The 18,080-nt window shown below is 44.9% G+C and carries 17 protein-coding genes; 5 read left to right on the top strand and 12 right to left on the bottom strand.

Annotation, left to right across the window (positions count from 1 at the left end):
• Positions 1–41 precede the first annotated feature (41 nt).
• The 8 genes from ACN0RF_RS01895 to ACN0RF_RS01860 form a co-directional block, all read right to left on the bottom strand.
• Entirely contained in the window at positions 42–554 is a 513-nt protein-coding gene (locus ACN0RF_RS01895) for a flavodoxin family protein (RefSeq protein ID WP_417437869.1), read from the bottom strand.
• Between the two features lie 32 nt (positions 555–586).
• On the bottom strand, positions 587–1,297 hold the full coding sequence (locus ACN0RF_RS01890; protein ID WP_417437868.1) for a hypothetical protein: 711 nt from the start codon (positions 1,295–1,297) through the stop codon (positions 587–589).
• Between the two features lie 263 nt (positions 1,298–1,560).
• Complete coding sequence (locus tag ACN0RF_RS01885) at positions 1,561–2,484, bottom strand: S41 family peptidase (RefSeq protein ID WP_417437867.1); 924 nt, start codon at positions 2,482–2,484, stop codon at positions 1,561–1,563.
• A gap of 140 nt (positions 2,485–2,624) precedes the next feature.
• Positions 2,625–3,029 carry a hypothetical protein gene (locus ACN0RF_RS01880; protein WP_417437865.1) on the bottom strand — a complete coding sequence of 135 codons (405 nt, stop codon included), beginning with the start codon at positions 3,027–3,029 and terminating at the stop codon, positions 2,625–2,627.
• Entirely contained in the window at positions 3,029–3,763 is a 735-nt protein-coding gene (locus ACN0RF_RS01875) for an alpha/beta hydrolase (RefSeq protein ID WP_417437864.1), read from the bottom strand. Before ACN0RF_RS01875 ends, ACN0RF_RS01880 begins: the two co-directional genes overlap by 1 nt.
• Before the next feature lie 107 nt (positions 3,764–3,870).
• Positions 3,871–4,677 (bottom strand): alpha/beta fold hydrolase, encoded by an 807-nt coding sequence (locus ACN0RF_RS01870; RefSeq protein ID WP_417437863.1) that lies wholly within the window; start codon positions 4,675–4,677, stop codon positions 3,871–3,873.
• A gap of 62 nt (positions 4,678–4,739) precedes the next feature.
• Positions 4,740–5,288, bottom strand: a complete 549-nt coding sequence (locus tag ACN0RF_RS01865; RefSeq protein ID WP_417437862.1) for a nucleotidyltransferase family protein — start codon at positions 5,286–5,288, stop codon at positions 4,740–4,742.
• A gap of 253 nt (positions 5,289–5,541) precedes the next feature.
• Positions 5,542–6,492: an alpha/beta hydrolase family protein gene (locus ACN0RF_RS01860; protein ID WP_417437861.1), complete on the bottom strand. Its 951-nt coding sequence runs from the start codon at positions 6,490–6,492 to the stop codon at positions 5,542–5,544.
• Between the two features lie 604 nt (positions 6,493–7,096).
• Between ACN0RF_RS01860 and ACN0RF_RS01855 the strand changes: the two genes are divergently transcribed.
• Both ACN0RF_RS01855 and ACN0RF_RS01850 read left to right on the top strand, forming a co-directional pair.
• Positions 7,097–8,089, top strand: a complete 993-nt coding sequence (locus tag ACN0RF_RS01855; RefSeq protein WP_417437859.1) for a Kelch repeat-containing protein — start codon at positions 7,097–7,099, stop codon at positions 8,087–8,089.
• 230 nt (positions 8,090–8,319) lie between these two features.
• Positions 8,320–8,496: a DUF6435 family protein gene (locus tag ACN0RF_RS01850; protein WP_114981222.1), complete on the top strand. Its 177-nt coding sequence runs from the start codon at positions 8,320–8,322 to the stop codon at positions 8,494–8,496.
• A gap of 35 nt (positions 8,497–8,531) precedes the next feature.
• Here the strand turns inward: ACN0RF_RS01850 and ACN0RF_RS01845 are convergent, their stop codons facing one another.
• Complete coding sequence (locus ACN0RF_RS01845; protein WP_417437858.1) at positions 8,532–9,770, bottom strand: M1 family aminopeptidase; 1,239 nt, start codon at positions 9,768–9,770, stop codon at positions 8,532–8,534.
• A gap of 407 nt (positions 9,771–10,177) precedes the next feature.
• Between ACN0RF_RS01845 and ACN0RF_RS01840 the strand changes: the two genes are divergently transcribed.
• From ACN0RF_RS01840 to ACN0RF_RS01830, 3 genes are all read left to right on the top strand, one after another.
• Complete coding sequence (locus ACN0RF_RS01840; protein WP_417437857.1) at positions 10,178–12,328, top strand: TonB-dependent siderophore receptor; 2,151 nt, start codon at positions 10,178–10,180, stop codon at positions 12,326–12,328.
• Between the two features lie 12 nt (positions 12,329–12,340).
• Entirely contained in the window at positions 12,341–13,573 is a 1,233-nt protein-coding gene (locus tag ACN0RF_RS01835) for a PepSY-associated TM helix domain-containing protein (protein ID WP_417437856.1), read from the top strand.
• A gap of 185 nt (positions 13,574–13,758) precedes the next feature.
• Positions 13,759–14,064 carry a hypothetical protein gene (locus tag ACN0RF_RS01830; RefSeq protein ID WP_417437855.1) on the top strand — a complete coding sequence of 102 codons (306 nt, stop codon included), beginning with the start codon at positions 13,759–13,761 and terminating at the stop codon, positions 14,062–14,064.
• A gap of 268 nt (positions 14,065–14,332) precedes the next feature.
• On the opposite strand, the gene sucD is transcribed toward ACN0RF_RS01830, so the two are convergent.
• The 3 genes from sucD to odhB form a co-directional block, all read right to left on the bottom strand.
• Positions 14,333–15,205, bottom strand: coding sequence for a succinate--CoA ligase subunit alpha (sucD, locus tag ACN0RF_RS01825; RefSeq protein WP_011234743.1), 873 nt, complete (start codon positions 15,203–15,205; stop codon positions 14,333–14,335).
• A complete protein-coding gene (sucC, locus tag ACN0RF_RS01820; RefSeq protein WP_417437854.1) occupies positions 15,205–16,371 on the bottom strand; it encodes an ADP-forming succinate--CoA ligase subunit beta in 1,167 nt (388 codons plus the stop codon). Before sucC ends, sucD begins: the two co-directional genes overlap by 1 nt.
• Positions 16,372–16,507: 136 nt before the next feature.
• Entirely contained in the window at positions 16,508–18,067 is a 1,560-nt protein-coding gene (gene odhB / locus ACN0RF_RS01815) for a 2-oxoglutarate dehydrogenase complex dihydrolipoyllysine-residue succinyltransferase (protein WP_273025064.1), read from the bottom strand.
• Positions 18,068–18,080: the final 13 nt, after the last annotated feature.

Raw genomic sequence — 18,080 nt, 5'->3', positions numbered from 1 at the left:
ATTAAGTTAAATCACCGCGTCCGTTTTAATGTGGCTAGTTTTTAAACTCCACAACCCTTCAGCTTATTGACAGCTTGGGCAACACGCTCCGTCACGCGTGTTAGATCCGACTCTGATTGTATAGAGACGTAGCCACAACCTTTATAGGCTAGTTGCATATAGCTAGCGGTCAATTCAAAAGGCTTTATAAAACACTCGGGGAATTCAGAGTCAAAGCCTGTTGATATAACCGAAATAGACTTATCTTTTAGCTTACGACCGAGCTCCTTTTCTATCGTTATAAGATCTGAAAAACGGTCGAAAAAAGTCTTCATCTGTGCCGACATCGAATACCAATAGACAGGAGAGGCAAACACTAAATGATCAAATTCAATAAGCTCACTAATTAATGATAAGAAGTCATCGTTTTTATTTTCATGCATGTAATCGAAAACCGAAATATCGTAGTCCGCTAAATCGAAGAAGACGGCATTAGTCTGAGCGACAAACTCTTCGGCCATGTATCGAGTATTTCCGTCTGATCGAGAAGTTCCTAATATGACAGCTATCTTCATTGAGTTTCCTTATTACGTTATACATTGAGTAATCAACTCTGGTAACTACCGATATTTTCTTGACGAGCAGCCTCGCGTTTTTTCTCCGCTGCTAAGCTCGTTCTAGTCCATCGAAACAGATATAGAATAACGAGTTTGGTACAGGCGCTCACTACTGCCAGCAGCAATAACGGCCAGCCGTCTTCCAGTCCCATAGTAAATGCGAATGCGATTGTCGATACATCCATCAGCAAAATGAACTGACTCATTTTAATATCCAGTGCGCCGGTATCGCCTAATTTCAATACCTGCATAATTTGATGAGTGTAACCTTGAGCAAGAAAGGCCGTTATCACAACAATCATTACAGTCATTAACTGACGTCCGTTATCTTCGTATGTGCCAGCCACCAGACCAAAAACAATACCTGAAACAAGCAGAAGCGCGGCTAAAATAAATAAAGTTAGAGGGATTATTGCTTTTCGGTCGAACCATATTTCATACAAAAGGACAGCTACTAAAAGAGCAGCAGCCAGTCTCGGCCAGACAATGAAGTGGTTAAAAGGCTCGATAGACATGCCGTAAACAAAAAATGAGTAATAAGCCAAAAAACTAACGAAGAACTTATTGAGAGAAAGGACTTCAGTTGCTCCGGTCTCACTGTCCCTCTTTCGCGCCCAAACGGTTCTCACCTGTGAGAAAACACCAACCAAGCTGACCACAATCAAAATTGAGTTTAAAGTACCAAAGAACTTGAAAAGCATAGCGCTCGATGAAAGTTAATTTGTCGACAATATACCTATAAATATGAACCTCTTGAAATAAATAAGGATTATTTCCAATATTTTGTCGACAATAATAGAAATAAATAAGTTGTAAACCTGAAAAACGATTAACGAATGTCAGGCTTCAATTCATACAGCTATGCACCATACGGCAGTATTTAAAAATACGGAGTGGCTCTCAAGCTTAGAGCCTTCCCCGTATAAAATACCCGTCCAAATAAAGCGGTTAACAATCCAAGTTTTTAACGGGCGGCTTTGCTAGTCAACTCGTGAGCATGATCTAAAGCATCCATAGCTGGCACTTCAATATCCGGAATAATTCCCGTGCGCTCCCAGTTATTCCCGGTTGCCGTTATTATTGGTTTAAATAGTGATATGCGAAACGCAAGCGTGTCGGTAATTCGGCGTACTCCGACATAAAAGCCGGCACTAGCGGTGGTATCACCAACCAGTACGGCCTTTGAATTAGCCTGCAAGACACCAGCGAAAATTTCAGAAGCACTGGCTGTGTTGCGACTGGTTAATACCCAAACCGGGAAATCACCGCGAAAGCCTTGGTGAGCTGCCGTATCAGATGCTGAAATCTCTGCCGTCTTCTCGTTTACAGAATCAAGCACATACCAAAGAGGCGTTTCGTCGGGCAGAAAATAGCTCAGCATGTACTGAACTAAATCGGGCGAGCCGCCAACGGTATCTCGCAAGTCAATAATGATACCGTCGCTCTGCTCCAGAAAGTTGAAGCTTGCGTCAACGGCGTCTCTGGCCTGCTTGTCCGGCGAAAACTTATTAAACTTCACATAGCCAATGTTACCGCTCAGGTAACGCACTTCCTCGAAACCATAGTTGTTGGTTAACTTCCCTTCTTTATGCGTCAATATATGGGTAATCTCTTCGTCTGGGTTAACGGTATACAAACTAAGGTGGTTATCGCCTGTAACCGCTCGTAAATCTTGTCCCAGTACGTGCGCGAAGTCCTCCAGAGACGTCAGCGAGTCGTATTGCCCCAACTCCAGCTTGTTAAGAAATAGCTGTTTTAGCTCGGGAACCACTTCCGGCTCTATGTAGTTGTCCTGCATAACATCGAACGTTTTAGTCATCAGCTGACGAACCTGTTCTGGCGACAGGTTGTTCTCATCGGCCTGAGATAGCTCCGAATTGGACAGCATAGAAATAAGCAAAAGTAGCAGAGCAACGAGTCTGCACGATCTAAATAAAAAACTTTTCATGAGTTTACCTTTAAAAATCCATTAGTAAGGGCTGGCTTGAACCAGTCCAATAATTGTTATTCGTTTAGGAACTAGTGGATTCAGATAAAGGCGTTTTTTATTTTGAATTGCATGCCAACGTCTTTCCACCCGGACAGGTGGAAACGACTTGATGGCTTTATTAAAAACCAATCGACAAGAATAGGTTCGGTGAGCAGATAGATATTAGCAACGGCAACGCTGAACTTAGTTTCATCAATGCGCTCGAATTGCCAATTTGCCGACTGTTTATGGTGTTCAAACTGACTCGCGCTTGAGTATGGTGAAGCCGAGACAGCAGTGTCGTCATTTGCCTGGGACGTAACAGGCGTATCGGCAACGACGAGCTTAGTATTTGTTGTCGAGTCCGGGTTACTGAAAAACAGCCAGCAGAACACACACAACATTATTGCCGTAATTGTGATTTTTAAAGCCTGAAAGGCGCTTCTTTTGGCTGAATTAACCATTACACTTTCTCACACCCCAACCCTTTCAAGTAGCTCTCGACAGTGCGGTTAATTTCGTCTTTGAGCCACGCAGGCCCGTAGTCCGCCATATCGTTATGCCGGGACTTTGGTATTTTCTTAACGCATATACCGTATTTCTCACTCTCTTGCTGTGACGGCAACACCCCGTCGTCTGCAGGGTAATCGCTGCCGCGAATTGAGAGCACACCAATATCCTTATTGCGTGGAAGTGGAACGCGCCGGTGGTCAATCGTAATGACAGTTTCTATGTAATCCTTGCCTTCATTCGCAAGCCAGGACGAGATATCGCCGCCGTTTGAGTGGCCAATCAGCAGCAAGTCATTAAAATTATATTTCGGGTAAGTTGGCTCGAGGTTGTGTTTAACGAAATCCAGCGTTTTAGCTCCCCTGCTCCAGTTCTCGCTTCTGGTTTCATAAAGGTCACCCGACACAGACAACGGAGGATCACTCTCTAATTCGTGGCCAATAGCCACAACCATATAACCCAACTGATTCAGCTGCTTAGATAAAAAACTGTACTTGGTATGCGAAACTCCGTAACCAGCACTAAGAAAAGCTACCGAACATTTTTGAGCTTCACTACACTGTTCTTCAGAAGTGGGATACGAGATTTGTATAGGAATATTTCTGTCTCTGGACTCATCGTAAACCGTGTTGTTGGCATAGCTAAATGAGCTGAACAATAAGCCTGCGAGTAATATGAGGAGTTTCAAATTATAGTCCTTTACGATTTGATTTCGTGTTTTTTAACTGTACTACGATTTAAAATCTATGTCTGCTTATCGCACGGACGCTGCTCCAGGAAAAATAGACGTTAAATTTATAATTTGCCTAAAAGCTTAATTAATTCATTCAGCACAAGCTCAGGCTCATAGACCTGAACAAAATGGCCGCTATTCTCTGTCAGAATCGCTTCACCTTGTGGGAACTGATTCACCCACTCGCTTTGATATTGTCCCCACAGTTCACGACCTCGCGCTGTCTCAAATGCGTTTGATGGTTGTTCTGCCACCTTAACACCTGCTATCAAGGTGACAGGTATATCACCAATCTCTGAAAAACCTGCAGCCTCAGATTTATCCCAAATCACATCCAAAAAGCACCATTTCCCCTCGCCCATCTCGTAATCGTTCTTTTTAATTGCATCGATTTCATCCTGGCCACCTGAGGGATTCAGCTCTGTAACGATATCAACATCGCGAGGGTTTGCAGGGTCAATCATCAGTAGTGCCGAGACATCGCCCTTATGCTTAGCCGCAAAGTTTCTCGCTGTTACTCCACCAAGAGAGTGACTCACATAAACGAAAGGTCTGTCTATATTCAACTTGGTAAGCAACTGGTCAACTTCATTCACGTAGTCTGAAATACTCCGCTGTCCTGTGCAGGGGTCGGAGTTACCCTCACCCAGCCGGGAAAACCGTACGGCGGTTATTTCCTCTGGCAAATCACTCCAGATTGAGTCCCAGCCTGCCAATCCTGACAACGCTCCCGCATCAAACAGAACGATAGTGTCGCCACCTGCTTTTATCTCATACTCGATACGACCGCCATCCACTTCTATCATGGATGATGCACCTGCCTGAGCACTCAGAAAGATGAAAAGAGAAATAACTATTAGTTTTTGCACCGTGTTTCCTTACTATAGAGTGCTAATACTGCACTCACTGGAGTGTTATAAGCTGCGTTTGCTTAAGCACTTTTCACCGTTAGTTTCTGCCAAATTTCCAACCATCTTTTTTCAGCTATGCGCTTTCTAAAATCAATTGGCTTGGGCCTCTTGTTATTCAGCGTAATGGAGTAATTAAATAGAAGCTCGACGCCGAAAGGGGCAACAATGGTGACCTCCCCACTGTCATCCAATCTAGCTCCGACAGCTGTTTCCACTTCAATCCAGTAACTCATAGCGTTTGAAGCTGACGTATATGGTTTATCCGAGTTCCGCTCATGCATTCTCGCTTGATTCTTTACCGACCAGGGAAAATCAGAAATGCCGTTGAGCTTCTCTTCTATACCGCGATCTCTAGTCTTGGCGATATCTTTCGGATCGAAGTAGATTAAATCTATGTCGTTAAGCGACGTTGCAGATGAAAAACTATGCATCTTGTCCCAGGCGAGGTTGCGGACAAAGCCTGCAGCGAGACACCAGTCTGGCAAGCGCAGTTCAGCCGCCAAATAAAGTGCCTTCATGCGTTCCGAGTCTTCTTTTATCCATTTTTTGAGCTGTTCTTCGTAGTCCATTGGGTGCCTGATATTTATATAGTGTGCATACGTACTTAGTAACTCGACCAATTACTGACGACATTCTGCAACGCACCGATAACGCTAATTTTAATTTCGTTATGTAACTGACATTAAACGAATTAAAACGGCAATTCAAACACATACCCACGAACGGCTTCCCAATACCTACTCTTAATACACCTTGCTCGACTACTAGCCCAAGTTCCTGTTAAAAACAGCACGGTTGCCGTTGCACCCTTAGCTTACCGTTTTATTTTGCCTTAGGCTCTCCCGTTATCCATGCTTTTATCTCTTTAAACATTAGGCCTTGCGAAAACGGTAAACCGTGGTAATCATCATAAATAACCAGCTTATGGGGATGATTAATATCGGATAACTTATCCACTAAGACCTTTGCTTGCTCCACAGAAACCCTTTTATCCTTAGCTCCGTGAAGTATGAGAATAGGTAATTCATCAGGGAGTTCGTCTAACCAATACACTACGGAGCGCTTTCTTAATTCGGACTCTTTGTTGCTCGTGAAATTCGGTACTCTATAATCGAAGACCTTTTCCATTTCAGGCCTTTCCTCAATTGTTTTGAATAAATTAGAGGGCGCACCGAGCACTGTCAGTGACTTTATATTATTCAGCTCTTTGAGTGAGATAAAAGCCGACATTCCACCCCGACTAAACCCAATCATATGCATTTGATTTTCATCTACGTATGGCAGCTGAGAGGCTAGTCGGACAATATTAATAACGTCTTTCACATCGTTCCCGCCAAACTCATCAACACTCTCGTCCGGCCCATCCGTTAACTCCATTCCACCTCTGTATTGAGTGGCTAACACAGCAACTCCCATTTCAGCCATCGGTTTCAAATGCAGAAAAATATTGGAATAGTTTAGAGCCCCAAAGCGGCCATTACCTCCCCGATTGAAAATAACCACGGGGACTTTCTCGTCGTTCTCGATTTTCGGAGTTAACAGTATTCCGCCAACAGGATACTGGCCGCTTTGGTAGACAATGACCTTACAGGTAAAATTAGCTTTTAAATCCAGGAACTCTTTTTTGTTTATTCTTGAGTGCTTGGCCTCTTCATAAGTATCCCCGAGGCACCTTTTTTCTCTAAGAATATCGCCAGATTCATTCGCCAATGAGCTGTCTGAAAATATTAACGGAATAAATATTAAAGCTAATTTTGTGATGTTCCTTATCATTTTTCAGTCTCATATTGCCATAATTTAAAGTGTGATTCGCGTGATAGCGATGGAATGTTATCTGACTCAAAATATTGTTATTAGTTCTTTTATAACTAACTATATAAATTTATAGCAAATAGCAGCGGTGATGACATCAAGTTCTAATTATTGTTAAATTAACGATAAAAATTACAAGGATAGACAAGCTATGAATAAACGACCGATTTGCCCTGAGTGCAACGAGAGCATGACGTTCCTGCAAAGCTTTAAAAACATTAACCCGTGGAACTACAAATGCCCAAACTGTAAAAAGAAAATTGTCGCCCCGAAGCTTTGGAAGAGCATCACAATAGCCTGTTTCATTATGGGCTTCTGTGCGGGTATATTTGCATCATACAAAGAAGAACAAGGTGCCTGGACGGCTAATACCAGTTGGCTATTCTTCGGCCTCTGTCTTTTGGTATTGATTCCGATAACCACCATTATATGGACTCGCCTAAAGTTCAAATCGCTAAGCGACAAATGCGAACAATAGATATTAACCGATAGTTTGGACTTAAATTTGTCATAATAATCATATACCTTACAATTTCATTTTAATTTCTGACACAGGATGTTAAGAATGCCCTCCTCTAATTTTACGTTTAGATTAGTACCCGTTTTGTTTTCCATTACTTTGTTTGCTGGGTGTGCATCAGCTCCGGACAACACAGTAAATGAACCATCAATCAATTCATCCGCTCCGACCTTAGATAAACCAAGATATGGTCACGCCGCAGTAACTGATGATGAAAGTATCTATATCATTGGTGGTGCAAATAAAAGCGGATTTCTATCCAGTATAGAAATTATCGATCCTAAAACTAAGGAAACGACAGTTCTGCAAGATAAAATAATACCTCGCCGCTATTTAACCGCAGTGTGGGATGGAAAAGAATCGATTTATATATTTGGCGGTATCAGCCAACAGGACGGTGGTTTTTGGCAAGAAAAAACAGTAGAAATTTTTAATACGCGCACACAAAAAGTAACAACCACCACACCCATGCGAGTGCCCCGTCGGTTTAACAGCGCCGTACTATTAAACGATAAAATTTACGTATTGGGCGGCTCTGTTTACTATCCAAAAGCAGTTGAAAGAGGATATGATTTACGCGCTACATCGCTAGTAACCGCCTTTGATATAAACACTAAAAAGTGGTCTCGAGTAGCCAACTTATCTGCGGCCAGAAGCACACGAGCATTCACCACTGGCGAGCAAGTTTGTGCTGTAGGCGGTTACGACGGCTTTCATAAATGGTCTGTATTTGATTGCTACGACCCAACCACCGGAAAATGGCAGTTAATGCCGGATGCCCCCACGGCCATAAGTGCTCATTCAGTGGCTGTTCACAATGACAAGCTATACGTTTTTGGTGATTACGATAACCTTGATCAGGTCTTGATATACGACTTCTCAGAGAATACCTGGTCAAATATTAACATCCCCTATCGCGCGAGTCGTCATAACGCCACTGTTGTATTTGGCAACGAAGCATTTGTTATTGGCGGTAATACCGGTGGTTCGGGTCCATTCTTAGATGATATTCAGGTGTTTTCATTACCATTGCTGTAAAATTATACTGGTTCGTTAATACTAATTCGTCTAAAAAATAAGATCAAAGCTCAGATGAGCTTTGATCTTATGGGCCACAACTGTCTACCAAACAACGCCAATGCGTCCCTCACAAACACGAGTTTCCTTACTTAAGCCATCTCCCTCAAGCCTCTTTCATTTTCTACCAAAACTTTTAACTCAGTTTTGTCGTATTGCTAGATACATTTAATAATTTGAGGCAGTCATTAATGCTTGGACTTTTTAAGTCAGACCCTACGAAGAAAATGCGCAAAGAACTAAAGCAGCTGCAAGAAAAAGCCATGGAAATGCAGCGTAACGGAAACATTCGCGATAGTTCGCATATCAGCCAACAAGCAGACGAACTCTGGAACAAGATTCAGGCGTTGGAAAGCCAGAATAAATAAGGTTATGGGTTGCTAACTGGCAACCCACTTTTCGCCTACCGTCCTTCCAGCAATAGCTTAAACCACTCTTCGTTCTCATTGCTGGTCACCTGTTCTAAGTGTTCTAGAAGTTGTTCAGTCTCGGTTACGGGTTCTGTCATATACCAATGCAGTAACTGCTCAAATTTCTCCTCACCAATTCTGTCTTTTAACTTTTTCAACATAAGCGGGCCAAGGCCGTAATTCACTTTGAAAGAAGCTCGTTGTTCAGTGTCAGCACGCCAGACATAGCTCTGCCCTTTTGCACGTGCTTTCCACTCAGCCAGTATTTGCTCGTATGCCTCAACGCCAAAACTTGATTTCACCTCTTGGGCAGCCACGTATTCGGCAAAGGACTCCATCATCCAGTAATCATGCGACATGGCATCGCCAAATGCTGTCCAGTTATGAGAAAGCTCGTGACAAATATAGTGATAACTCTGTTGCTTTGATTGCAGCCGTTGGCTACTGACTGACAAATAATTTCCGCGCGCGAAGCTGGGGCCGTCACGATCTAAAATCACTAAAGTAGCTGACTCCAATTTGTCTTCCTGACCATATTTTTGGTTCAACGAGGCCTGACAGCTACTACCTAATGCTGCCAGTGGTCTGGCGTGCTCTTCATTTGCTTTGTCATAAACAACAGAGAAACTCCCGTCGTTGTACTCGCTACCGCTTGAAGTCGCGTAAAAAGACACATCAATCCAGCCTTTTGTACTCTTTAGTCTGTATTGGTTGCCATTCTGAACAACAGTTCCGGGGCCATACATCTTCCAATCAGACGGTAATTTCACTTCAAGTTCGCCCTGCATAGGTGTTGCGAAATTCGTATAGAACGGGTGCCAGGCAGAATCTATACTCAGATGAATACCGTCCTCAGTAATAAAGTTGCCATGCCCACCGGTATTGTCGACTACACCAGCATAAGAAAGCGTAATTTCGTGTGTTTTTGAGGATTCTTCAAATGCCAAAGCAATTTCGTTCCATGGCGGTACTTTTTCCGAAGGATTAACCGAGTATCTTTTTAAGCCTTCACCTGAAATATCAGCAATAGTAAAACTCTTATTGAGAAATAACCGAGCCTCATTACTCGTTAAAGCCGACGCCGGAATCGTTAACTCTGTCGTTACTTTCAACTCCCCAGACTCAATATCAAACTCGGCTGAGGTATCGTATTGCGCGAAGTTTCCCGGGCTCTGGGCAATAGCGGCACCTGGCAGAAGAAATAAAATAGAGAGCAAAAAGGCTATTCTCATGTTCGTTCCCTGTGTATTATTTGTGCCTTACACTAGCAGTCCCGGTCAGGTTTCTCACTAACCTATTTGTTACAAAATATTGGCTTCTGAAATCTATGCACCCACTCCCCATTAATAATATCTAAAACAAACTTGCAAATAGTAATAATTCTCATTATGATCCTCCCCGCAATTACTTAAGCACTCTTAAGTTTTGCTTTTACAGGTCTTTGCTTTTCCTCTCTCTGGAAGTGCAAATTTGTTCCCTAGCTTCGGCTAGGGAACTTTTTTTACTAAGGCCACCTTCAACACACTCCAAAGCCCGCACACCACTGTATACAAATAAACTGAAAACTTATTTTAGCTTTATATTGAAACGCAAATCATTCTCATTTATGATCCTCCTCCGACATTTCACGGGGGTATCAATGAAACTGACAAAATGCTTTATCGCACTGACTCTGGCCGGTATGACAAGCACACCACTACTGGCACAAGAGACACAAACAACAAAACCTGACACAACTGAGGCTCACGAGAACATTGAGCACATTAACGTTAAGGGTCGTGCCCAAACGCTATACCGTCAGGACTCAAGCAGTGTTGCTACACGCACGAATACGCCCATTGAAGAAATTCCACAAAGCGTTCAGGTGCTGACCGAAGAACTCATGAAAGATCAGGCCGCCCGCCAAATAACCGATTTGTACCGCAGTATTAGTGGTGTGAATTCATTCAGTTACTCCACCATTACCTTCCGCGGTTTCCGTCAGGATGACATTTTCTATGACGGTGTTCGCGGTGACCCCTTTAACGGATTCGCCGTTCCGCAGTTATTCAACATTGGACAAATTCAGGTATTAAAAGGGCCTAGTGGCGCCATGTTCGGTAGCGGCCAGCCCGGCGGCGTTATCAACTATGTGACTAAAAAGCCAACAGCAACAGCGGAGCGTTCCATTGAGCTGGGGCTCGGAAATTACGACTACAAACGCGGCTCTGTTGAATTAAGCGGTCCGCTCACAGAAGATGCTTCTCAGCGTTATCGCGCTGGTTACTACTACGACAACGAAAAACCGTTTCGCTATAACACCGAGCAAACCAATAAAATTCTCGATTTAGGTTACGCTTTTGATCTAGGAAGCGACAGCGAGATCATTCTTCAGTTAACCGACTATGAGCAAGACTACCAGGGCGCTCGCCTTCGCGGTGTGCCGGTTGATAATGACGGTAATTTTGTCACCGACCGTAAATGGAACCATAACGAAGCGAGCGACTTCCAGAGATTAGAAGCTACCGTTTATCAGGCTCGTATTAATCACGACTTCTCGCTTAACTGGCGCGGCGACTTAACCGTTCGTCATTATGAGAACACCGAGCGTCAGAATTACCATGAGCCTCGCGGCCTGCTTGATGCCGATTTAAATCCTGTGGACGACCCGAAAGAGGCGGTTTACAGTCAGCGTCAATTCCGTAACCAGTATCGTGAAAACGAAGCCACCAGCGTTACCGGTAACTTAATTGGTGAACTCAATATTTCCGGTCTGGAACATACCGTGTTGATGGGCGCCGAAAGTTATACGGCTGACAACACCTTTATTGGCAACAACGCAAACCCTGACGAAGTTCCCAATTTAGAGATCCATAACCCAGTTTACGGACTGACTTCTGGCCCCTACTCTACCGCATTAGAAAATGCGACCCCAAGAGTTACCAAAACTCAACGCGACGGCTTCTACCTGCAGGATCAAATTTCTTTTAACGAAAAAGCGAACTTGTTACTGGGTTTGCGTTACGACCAGTTTGAAGACGAGACCAATGCGGCAGATTTTGATGACAGCGACTTAACCTACCGTATTGGTGGAACCTATGAATTTGCCGACTGGGTTCGGGCTTATGCGTTATACGGTACAGGGTTCTCACCACAGTCTGCGGGTGATCAGGAATCAGAGGTTGGCGGTCCTTTCGAGCCGGAACAGTCTGACATTAAGGAGTTGGGGGCCCGCTGGTCATTGGTTAACGACAGTATTCGCGTCAGCACCGCGGTTTACGAAATTAACCGCGAAAACATTTTGCAGGCAACCGATGAAGTCAGCGAGGACGGTCGCAATGTTTTAGGCAACGTAGGCAAAGTGCGCAGCCGTGGATTTGAAATTGATGTGCTGGGCGACATTACCGACCAATGGGTTATTAATGCTAACTATGCATACAACGACGCAAAAGTGGTAGAAACCGTACCTGGCCAGGGTATTACCAACGCAGTCGGTGACCAGTTCGCAAACGCTCCCATGCACCAAATGGGTTTATGGACGCGCTATGACTTGCCTGCACTTAACTCCTCTATCAGCGGTGGTATGGATTACGTGAGCGAGCAAATAAGCTTTTCGAACCCAGCTCAACGAGTTAAGCCCTACACCGTGTTTGATGTCAGCTGGCAAACTGAGTTTGACCAGTGGTTAGTTCAGGTTAATATCAAAAACTTATTTGATAAGGAATATGCGTCAAGCGGCTTCTTAACCCGTACCGGACACTTCCCGGGCGAACCTCGTCGCATTTACGCATCGGTTAAATATCGTTTTTAAGGACTTTGCTCAATGACTAACCGCCAGTGGTTCAAATTTCATTCCTGGGCTGGTTTTGCCTTTGCGGGGCTTTTGCTGCTTATTTGTATCACTGGCGTTTTAGCTACTCTGAGTTACGAAATTCAATACCTTAGTGACGAAAAATACCGGGCTTTAGAAGAACGTGAAGGTCCGGTAGCCTGGAAAGAACTAGAGTCTAACCTGAGTAAAAGCTACCCTGAGAGCCATATTTTAGGGGCGCAGGTGCACTCGCAAGACTACCTCGCTGGCGAAGTCCGTTTAATGACCCCAAATGGCTTGAGCTTTGTTTATTTCGACGCAGCCAGCGGACAACTTCTGGGTGAAGGTGGCTGGGGGCAAGTTTCACGCTACTTACGCGATATTCACATGTATTTGTCTATGGGTGGCGTCGGTAAATACATTGTTACCCTCACCAGCCTCCTGCTTCTTATTTCGCTTGTTTCCAGCTTTTATGTTTACCGCAAATGGTGGCGCGGATTTCTCTCAAAACCCGGTAAGCTCAGTTGGAAAAAACGAACGGAATGGTCCTCCTGGCACAAATGGATGGGGCTTTGGAGTTGGTGGTTCATCGCGACCATTACAATTACAGGAATATGGTATTTAGCCGAACATATGATGTTCAATTTTGACATTGAACATTACCCGGCAGCACCAAAAGTTGAGCATACCAAAGCGCAACAGCAACAGCCCGCGCTTTCACTCACTGAACTCGTTAGTATTGCGCAAGCCGCCCGACCAGATATGGACATTACCCGATTCTACTATCCGCACCAATACAACCAGCCCATGTCCTTTACCGGACAAAATGGTTCAATACTGGTGCGTGACCGCGCTAATCGAGTATATCTTGACCCAGTTACCGGAGAGGTTGCAGCAACTCAGTACGCCGGAAATTTAGGTGTTGTCGCCAGAATTTCTGATACAGCCGATCCACTCCACTTTGGTGACTTCTCCGGACTGACCGTAAAACTTATTTACGCCTTCTTCGGGCTTATTCTAGTGGCATTAGTTGCAGGCGGAATGAGAATGCACTATTTACGGACTCAAAAACGCGACCCAAACACCGCCAAATGGCTGGGTATTACCGGCAGCTTATCACTTGTACTAAGCGTTGCGGCACTTATCTACACTACCGTTGTCTTCGACGACTACAGCAACATCTCCACGTCAATTTCGCCGCAGCTTGAACAGCTTAAAACCAGAAACTCTAACTACCCAGAGTAAACTTACTCATTAACACTAAATCTACAAACGGACGCTATCTGTACAATGCACAAAGTTTAGTGTAACTTAAAATAATTATCAGATAAGGATTCCAGCCATAGTAGGCTGTTTATTAAAGGGATTTTATGAAGAAAAAGTGGGAAGATTTAACCTTTTTACAAAAGGCGGTAGCTGGCGTTGTTCTAATGGCTTTAGCACTGCTTGCTCCCGAGTTTGCCATGCTGGTTCAATTTGGTGGCATTGAAGTCGCTTTCGCATTTTTACTTTTGTACCTCAAACCCACTTTGCTGTGGCTCCAGGCTAAATACAGCGAACTAGAAGCTAAACTCTTTACAGCTTATTTGTCGTTCACGCAAAGCGCGTCGACCAAACCATCTGTGTTTATTACCCAGGCAACATTCTGCTGCGCCGCGCTTGCCCTTACGGGCTCAATGGCTCTTTCCTTCAGCTTTTTTATGCCTGCCCTGCTGTTCAATTCCGTATTAATTTAATCCTCAGAAAAAGAGTCGCCGCTGTGATTGTTGCTGAGCCAGAAAGGCGAAATAGCTGAGAGCTGGTGCCAGATGTTGTAGCCTCACCATGTCGGGGTGTCGAAGGCCATGGATGGCCTTCGTCTAGCCCACACGGACGTGCTCGTAGCGCCCCCGACATGGTGAGGCTACAACATCCAACCGGCGACCTGCTATTTCGACCTTACTCAAAGCCAGCAACAAAAAACCCGGCACGAAGGCCGGGTTTTGTTTAAGCGTTGGCGGGTTATTACCAGCCAGTTTTCTCTGCTACAGCTTTGCCGATGTCGGCCAGGCTGCGTACAGTTTTAACGCCTGCTGCTTCTAGTGCAGCAAATTTCTCGTCAGCAGTACCTTTACCGCCGGCAATGATGGCACCAGCGTGGCCCATACGTTTACCAGGAGGAGCAGTAACACCAGCAATGTAAGAAACAACCGGCTTAGATACATTGTTTTTAATGTACTCTGCCGCTTCTTCTTCTGCCGTTCCGCCGATCTCACCGATCATTACGATAGCTTCGGTTTCTGGATCTTTTTCAAACAGTTCCAGAATATCGATGAAGTTAGAACCCGGGATAGGGTCGCCACCGATACCAACACAGCTAGACTGACCAAAACCAGCGTCAGTAGTCTGCTTAACTGCTTCGTACGTTAATGTACCTGAACGAGACACGATACCCACTTTACCTTTCTTGTGGATGTGGCCAGGCATGATACCGATTTTGCACTCGTCCGGAGTGATAACACCCGGGCAGTTTGGACCGATCATGCGCACGCCTTTGTGCGTCAGGTATTCTTTAACGTACAGCATATCCAGTGTAGGAATGCCTTCAGTAATACAAACAATCAGTTCGATACCAGCGTCTGCTGCTTCAATGATTGAATCTTTACAGAAAGGAGCTGGTACGTAGATAACTGAAGCAGTTGCGCCAGTTGCTTCTACAGCTTCTCTTACAGTATTGAATACAGGCAGGCCTAAGTGTTCTTGACCACCTTTACCAGGTGTAACACCGCCAACCATTTGTGTACCGTAAGCAATAGCTTGTTCAGAGTGGAAAGTACCCTGACCGCCAGTAAAGCCCTGGCAGATAACTTTGGTATTTTTATCGATCAAAATGCTCATTATTGACCTCCTGCCGCAGCAACCACTTTATCGGCAGCATCAGATAAGCTCTCTGCAGCGATAATGTTCAGGCCACTTTCGTTCAATTTCTGGGTACCCAGTTCAGCGTTGTTACCTTCAAGGCGAACAACAACTGGTACTTTAACACCCACTTCTTCAACAGCGCCGATAATACCTTCAGCAATCATATCGCAACGTACGATACCGCCGAAAATATTAACAAATACGGCTTTCACTGAGCTGTCAGACAGGATAATTTTGAACGCTTCAGAAACACGTTCTTTTGTCGCGCCGCCACCAACATCAAGGAAGTTAGCTGGTTCGCCGCCACTCAGTTTAACGATGTCCATAGTACCCATCGCCAAACCGGCACCGTTAACCATGCAACCAATGTTGCCGTCTAGTGCTACGTAGTTCAGTTCCCATTTAGCCGCTTCTGCTTCACGCGCGTCGTCTTGTGACGGATCGTGCATTTCACGGATTTTAGGCTGACGGTACAATGCGTTGCTGTCGATGCCAACTTTCGCATCCAGACAGTGAACGTTGCCTTCGTCAGTAATAACCAATGGGTTAATTTCTAACAGTGCTAAGTCGTACTGTTCGAACATTTTCGCCAGGCCCATGAAGACCTTAGTGAACTGCTTAACCTGGTCTGGAGTCAGACCCAGTTTAAAGCCTAGTTCGCGACCTTGGTATGGCTGCGCGCCAACCGTAGGGTCAATTTCAGCTTTCAAGATTTTCTCAGGTGTTTCTTCAGCAACGGTTTCAATTTCTACGCCGCCTTCGGTTGATGCCATGAACACGATTTTGCGTGAAGCACGGTCAACAACTGCACCTAAGTAAAGCTCGTCTGCAATGTCAGTGCAGCTTTCAACTAAAATCTTAGCAACCGGCTGACCTTTCTCGTCGGTCTGGAAAGTTACTAAGTTTTTACCTAACCACTGCTCAGCGAATGCGCGAACGTCGTCTAAACTTTTCACTAATTTCACGCCACCCGCTTTACCGCGGCCACCAGCGTGAACCTGACATTTGACAACCCAAATGTCGCCACCAATACGTTTTGCCGCTTCTACCGCTTCATCAGCTGTGTCGCAGGCATAACCTTCAGATACTGGCAAACCAAACTCTTTAAAGAGTTGTTTACCCTGATACTCATGCAAATTCATGATGCTCTTCCGATTCGTTGAAACAACTTAAGCAGCTAAAGTGCTGCCTACCCGAATACCGCGCCGAATTTTAACCTGCTCGGCGCATAATTAACAGCCGCAAGCTAAATTGCATTGCGGCTGGTTCTCAGCGTCTTTAGATATCCAGGATAAGACGTTGAGGATCTTCTAATAGCTCTTTCACGGTAACCAGGAAACCTACCGATTGTTTACCATCAATAATTCGATGGTCATAAGAAAGAGCCAGGTACATCATCGGTAAAATTTCAATCTTACCGTCTACCACCATCGCCCGCTCCTGGATTTTGTGCATACCCAGAATTGCGCTTTGTGGTGGGTTCAAAATTGGCGTTGAAAGCAGTGAACCAAATACGCCACCGTTAGTGATGGTGAAGTTACCACCCTGCATTTCATCCATAGTCAACTTACCGTCACGGCCTTTGATAGCCAGGTCACGAATACCGTTTTCCATATCCGCAATGCTTAAACGGTCGGTGTCACGTAGCACTGGGGTTACCAGACCACGAGGAGTTGATACTGCAATGCTGATATCGAAGAAGTTGTGGTAAACAATATCGTCGCCATCAATGGATGCGTTTACATCTGGGAAACGTTTAAGTGCTTCGGTTACTGCTTTTACGTAGAAGCCCATGAAACCAAGACGCGTGCCGTGCGTTTCTTCAAACACGTCTTTGTACTTCTTACGTAAGTCCATAATTGGCTTCATGTTGATTTCGTTGAACGTAGTCAACATGGCTGTGTCGTTCTTCGCCTGCAACAGACGCTCAGCAATACGCTTACGTAGACGTGTCATAGGTACACGTTTTTGATCACGGTCACCTGAAACCGCAGGCTGTGAAGACTGCTGTTTGCTGCTGTCTGAAGACTTAGAAGACTGAGCTTTCACGTGTTTTTCAACGTCTTCTTTGGTGACTCGTCCGCCTTTGCCCGTGCCTTTAACGTCACTTGGTTTGAGGCCGTGCTCGCCAAGTAAACGACGAACCGCTGGGCCCGCTACTTCGTTGTCACCCTCATCGTCTTTGCTTTCTGCAGAAGACTCAGATTTACCGTCGTCAGACTTGCTTGAGCCTGAACTAGCAGAGCCACCCGCTTCTACTATGCCGATCACGTCATCAGCACCGACTGTCGCACCTTCTTCGTGCTTAATTTCAGCTAAAACACCGTCAGCCGGGGCAACCACTTCCAGAACCACTTTATCGGTTTCAATATCAACCAGGTTCTGGTCGCGTTTTACCGCATCACCGGCTTTAACATGCCAAGTAGAAACAGTGGCATCAGAAACAGATTCTGGCAGTTGAGGAACTTTAACTTCCATCTTCTCGCCGGAACCTTTTTTGTCAGAACCTTTGTCTTCGGAAGAAGACTCTTTCTTCTCTGACTTCTTGTCATCGCCTGAATCTTTATCGTCTGATTTATTGTCAGATGCCGACGCTCCGTCACCTTCTTCAATTTTTCCGATAACTTCTTCAGCTGTTACGGTTGTGCCTTCTTCGGCAGTAATTTCGCCTAAGACACCGTCTGCTTCCGCAACCACTTCCAGCACTACCTTGTCGGTTTCGATGTCAACCAGATTCTGGTCGCGAGACACTTTATCGCCAGGTTTTACGTGCCATGTTGCAATTGTTGCATCTGCAACAGACTCGGGTAATTGAGGAACTTTAATATCAATCGCCATGGTTCATCTTCAC

Source organism: Idiomarina sp. (assembly GCF_048260185.1).
Lineage (GTDB): Bacteria > Pseudomonadota > Gammaproteobacteria > Enterobacterales > Alteromonadaceae > Idiomarina.
Note: the sequence above shows the minus strand (reverse complement) of the source record. Positions and strands in the feature narration are given on the sequence as shown.

Excerpts from the sequence above, each read along its gene's own strand:
- sucC (WP_417437854.1), bottom strand. The coding sequence starts at position 16,371 with ATGAATTTGCATGAGTATCAGGGTAAACAACTCTTTAAAGAGTTTGGT.
- ACN0RF_RS01850 (WP_114981222.1), top strand. The coding sequence starts at position 8,320 with ATGCTTGGACTTTTTAAGTCAGACCCTACGAAGAAAATGCGCAAAGAA.
- ACN0RF_RS01885 (WP_417437867.1), bottom strand. The coding sequence starts at position 2,484 with ATGCTGTCCAATTCGGAGCTATCTCAGGCCGATGAGAACAACCTGTCG.
- odhB (WP_273025064.1), bottom strand. The coding sequence starts at position 18,067 with ATGGCGATTGATATTAAAGTTCCTCAATTACCCGAGTCTGTTGCAGAT.
- ACN0RF_RS01830 (WP_417437855.1), top strand. The coding sequence starts at position 13,759 with ATGGCTTTAGCACTGCTTGCTCCCGAGTTTGCCATGCTGGTTCAATTT.
- ACN0RF_RS01835 (WP_417437856.1), top strand. The coding sequence starts at position 12,341 with ATGACTAACCGCCAGTGGTTCAAATTTCATTCCTGGGCTGGTTTTGCC.
- ACN0RF_RS01880 (WP_417437865.1), bottom strand. The coding sequence starts at position 3,029 with ATGGTTAATTCAGCCAAAAGAAGCGCCTTTCAGGCTTTAAAAATCACA.
- sucD (WP_011234743.1), bottom strand. The coding sequence starts at position 15,205 with ATGAGCATTTTGATCGATAAAAATACCAAAGTTATCTGCCAGGGCTTT.
- ACN0RF_RS01890 (WP_417437868.1), bottom strand. The coding sequence starts at position 1,297 with ATGCTTTTCAAGTTCTTTGGTACTTTAAACTCAATTTTGATTGTGGTC.
- ACN0RF_RS01865 (WP_417437862.1), bottom strand. The coding sequence starts at position 5,288 with ATGGACTACGAAGAACAGCTCAAAAAATGGATAAAAGAAGACTCGGAA.
- ACN0RF_RS01845 (WP_417437858.1), bottom strand. The coding sequence starts at position 9,770 with ATGAGAATAGCCTTTTTGCTCTCTATTTTATTTCTTCTGCCAGGTGCC.
- ACN0RF_RS01860 (WP_417437861.1), bottom strand. The coding sequence starts at position 6,492 with ATGATAAGGAACATCACAAAATTAGCTTTAATATTTATTCCGTTAATA.
- ACN0RF_RS01855 (WP_417437859.1), top strand. The coding sequence starts at position 7,097 with ATGCCCTCCTCTAATTTTACGTTTAGATTAGTACCCGTTTTGTTTTCC.
- ACN0RF_RS01840 (WP_417437857.1), top strand. The coding sequence starts at position 10,178 with ATGAAACTGACAAAATGCTTTATCGCACTGACTCTGGCCGGTATGACA.
- ACN0RF_RS01895 (WP_417437869.1), bottom strand. The coding sequence starts at position 554 with ATGAAGATAGCTGTCATATTAGGAACTTCTCGATCAGACGGAAATACT.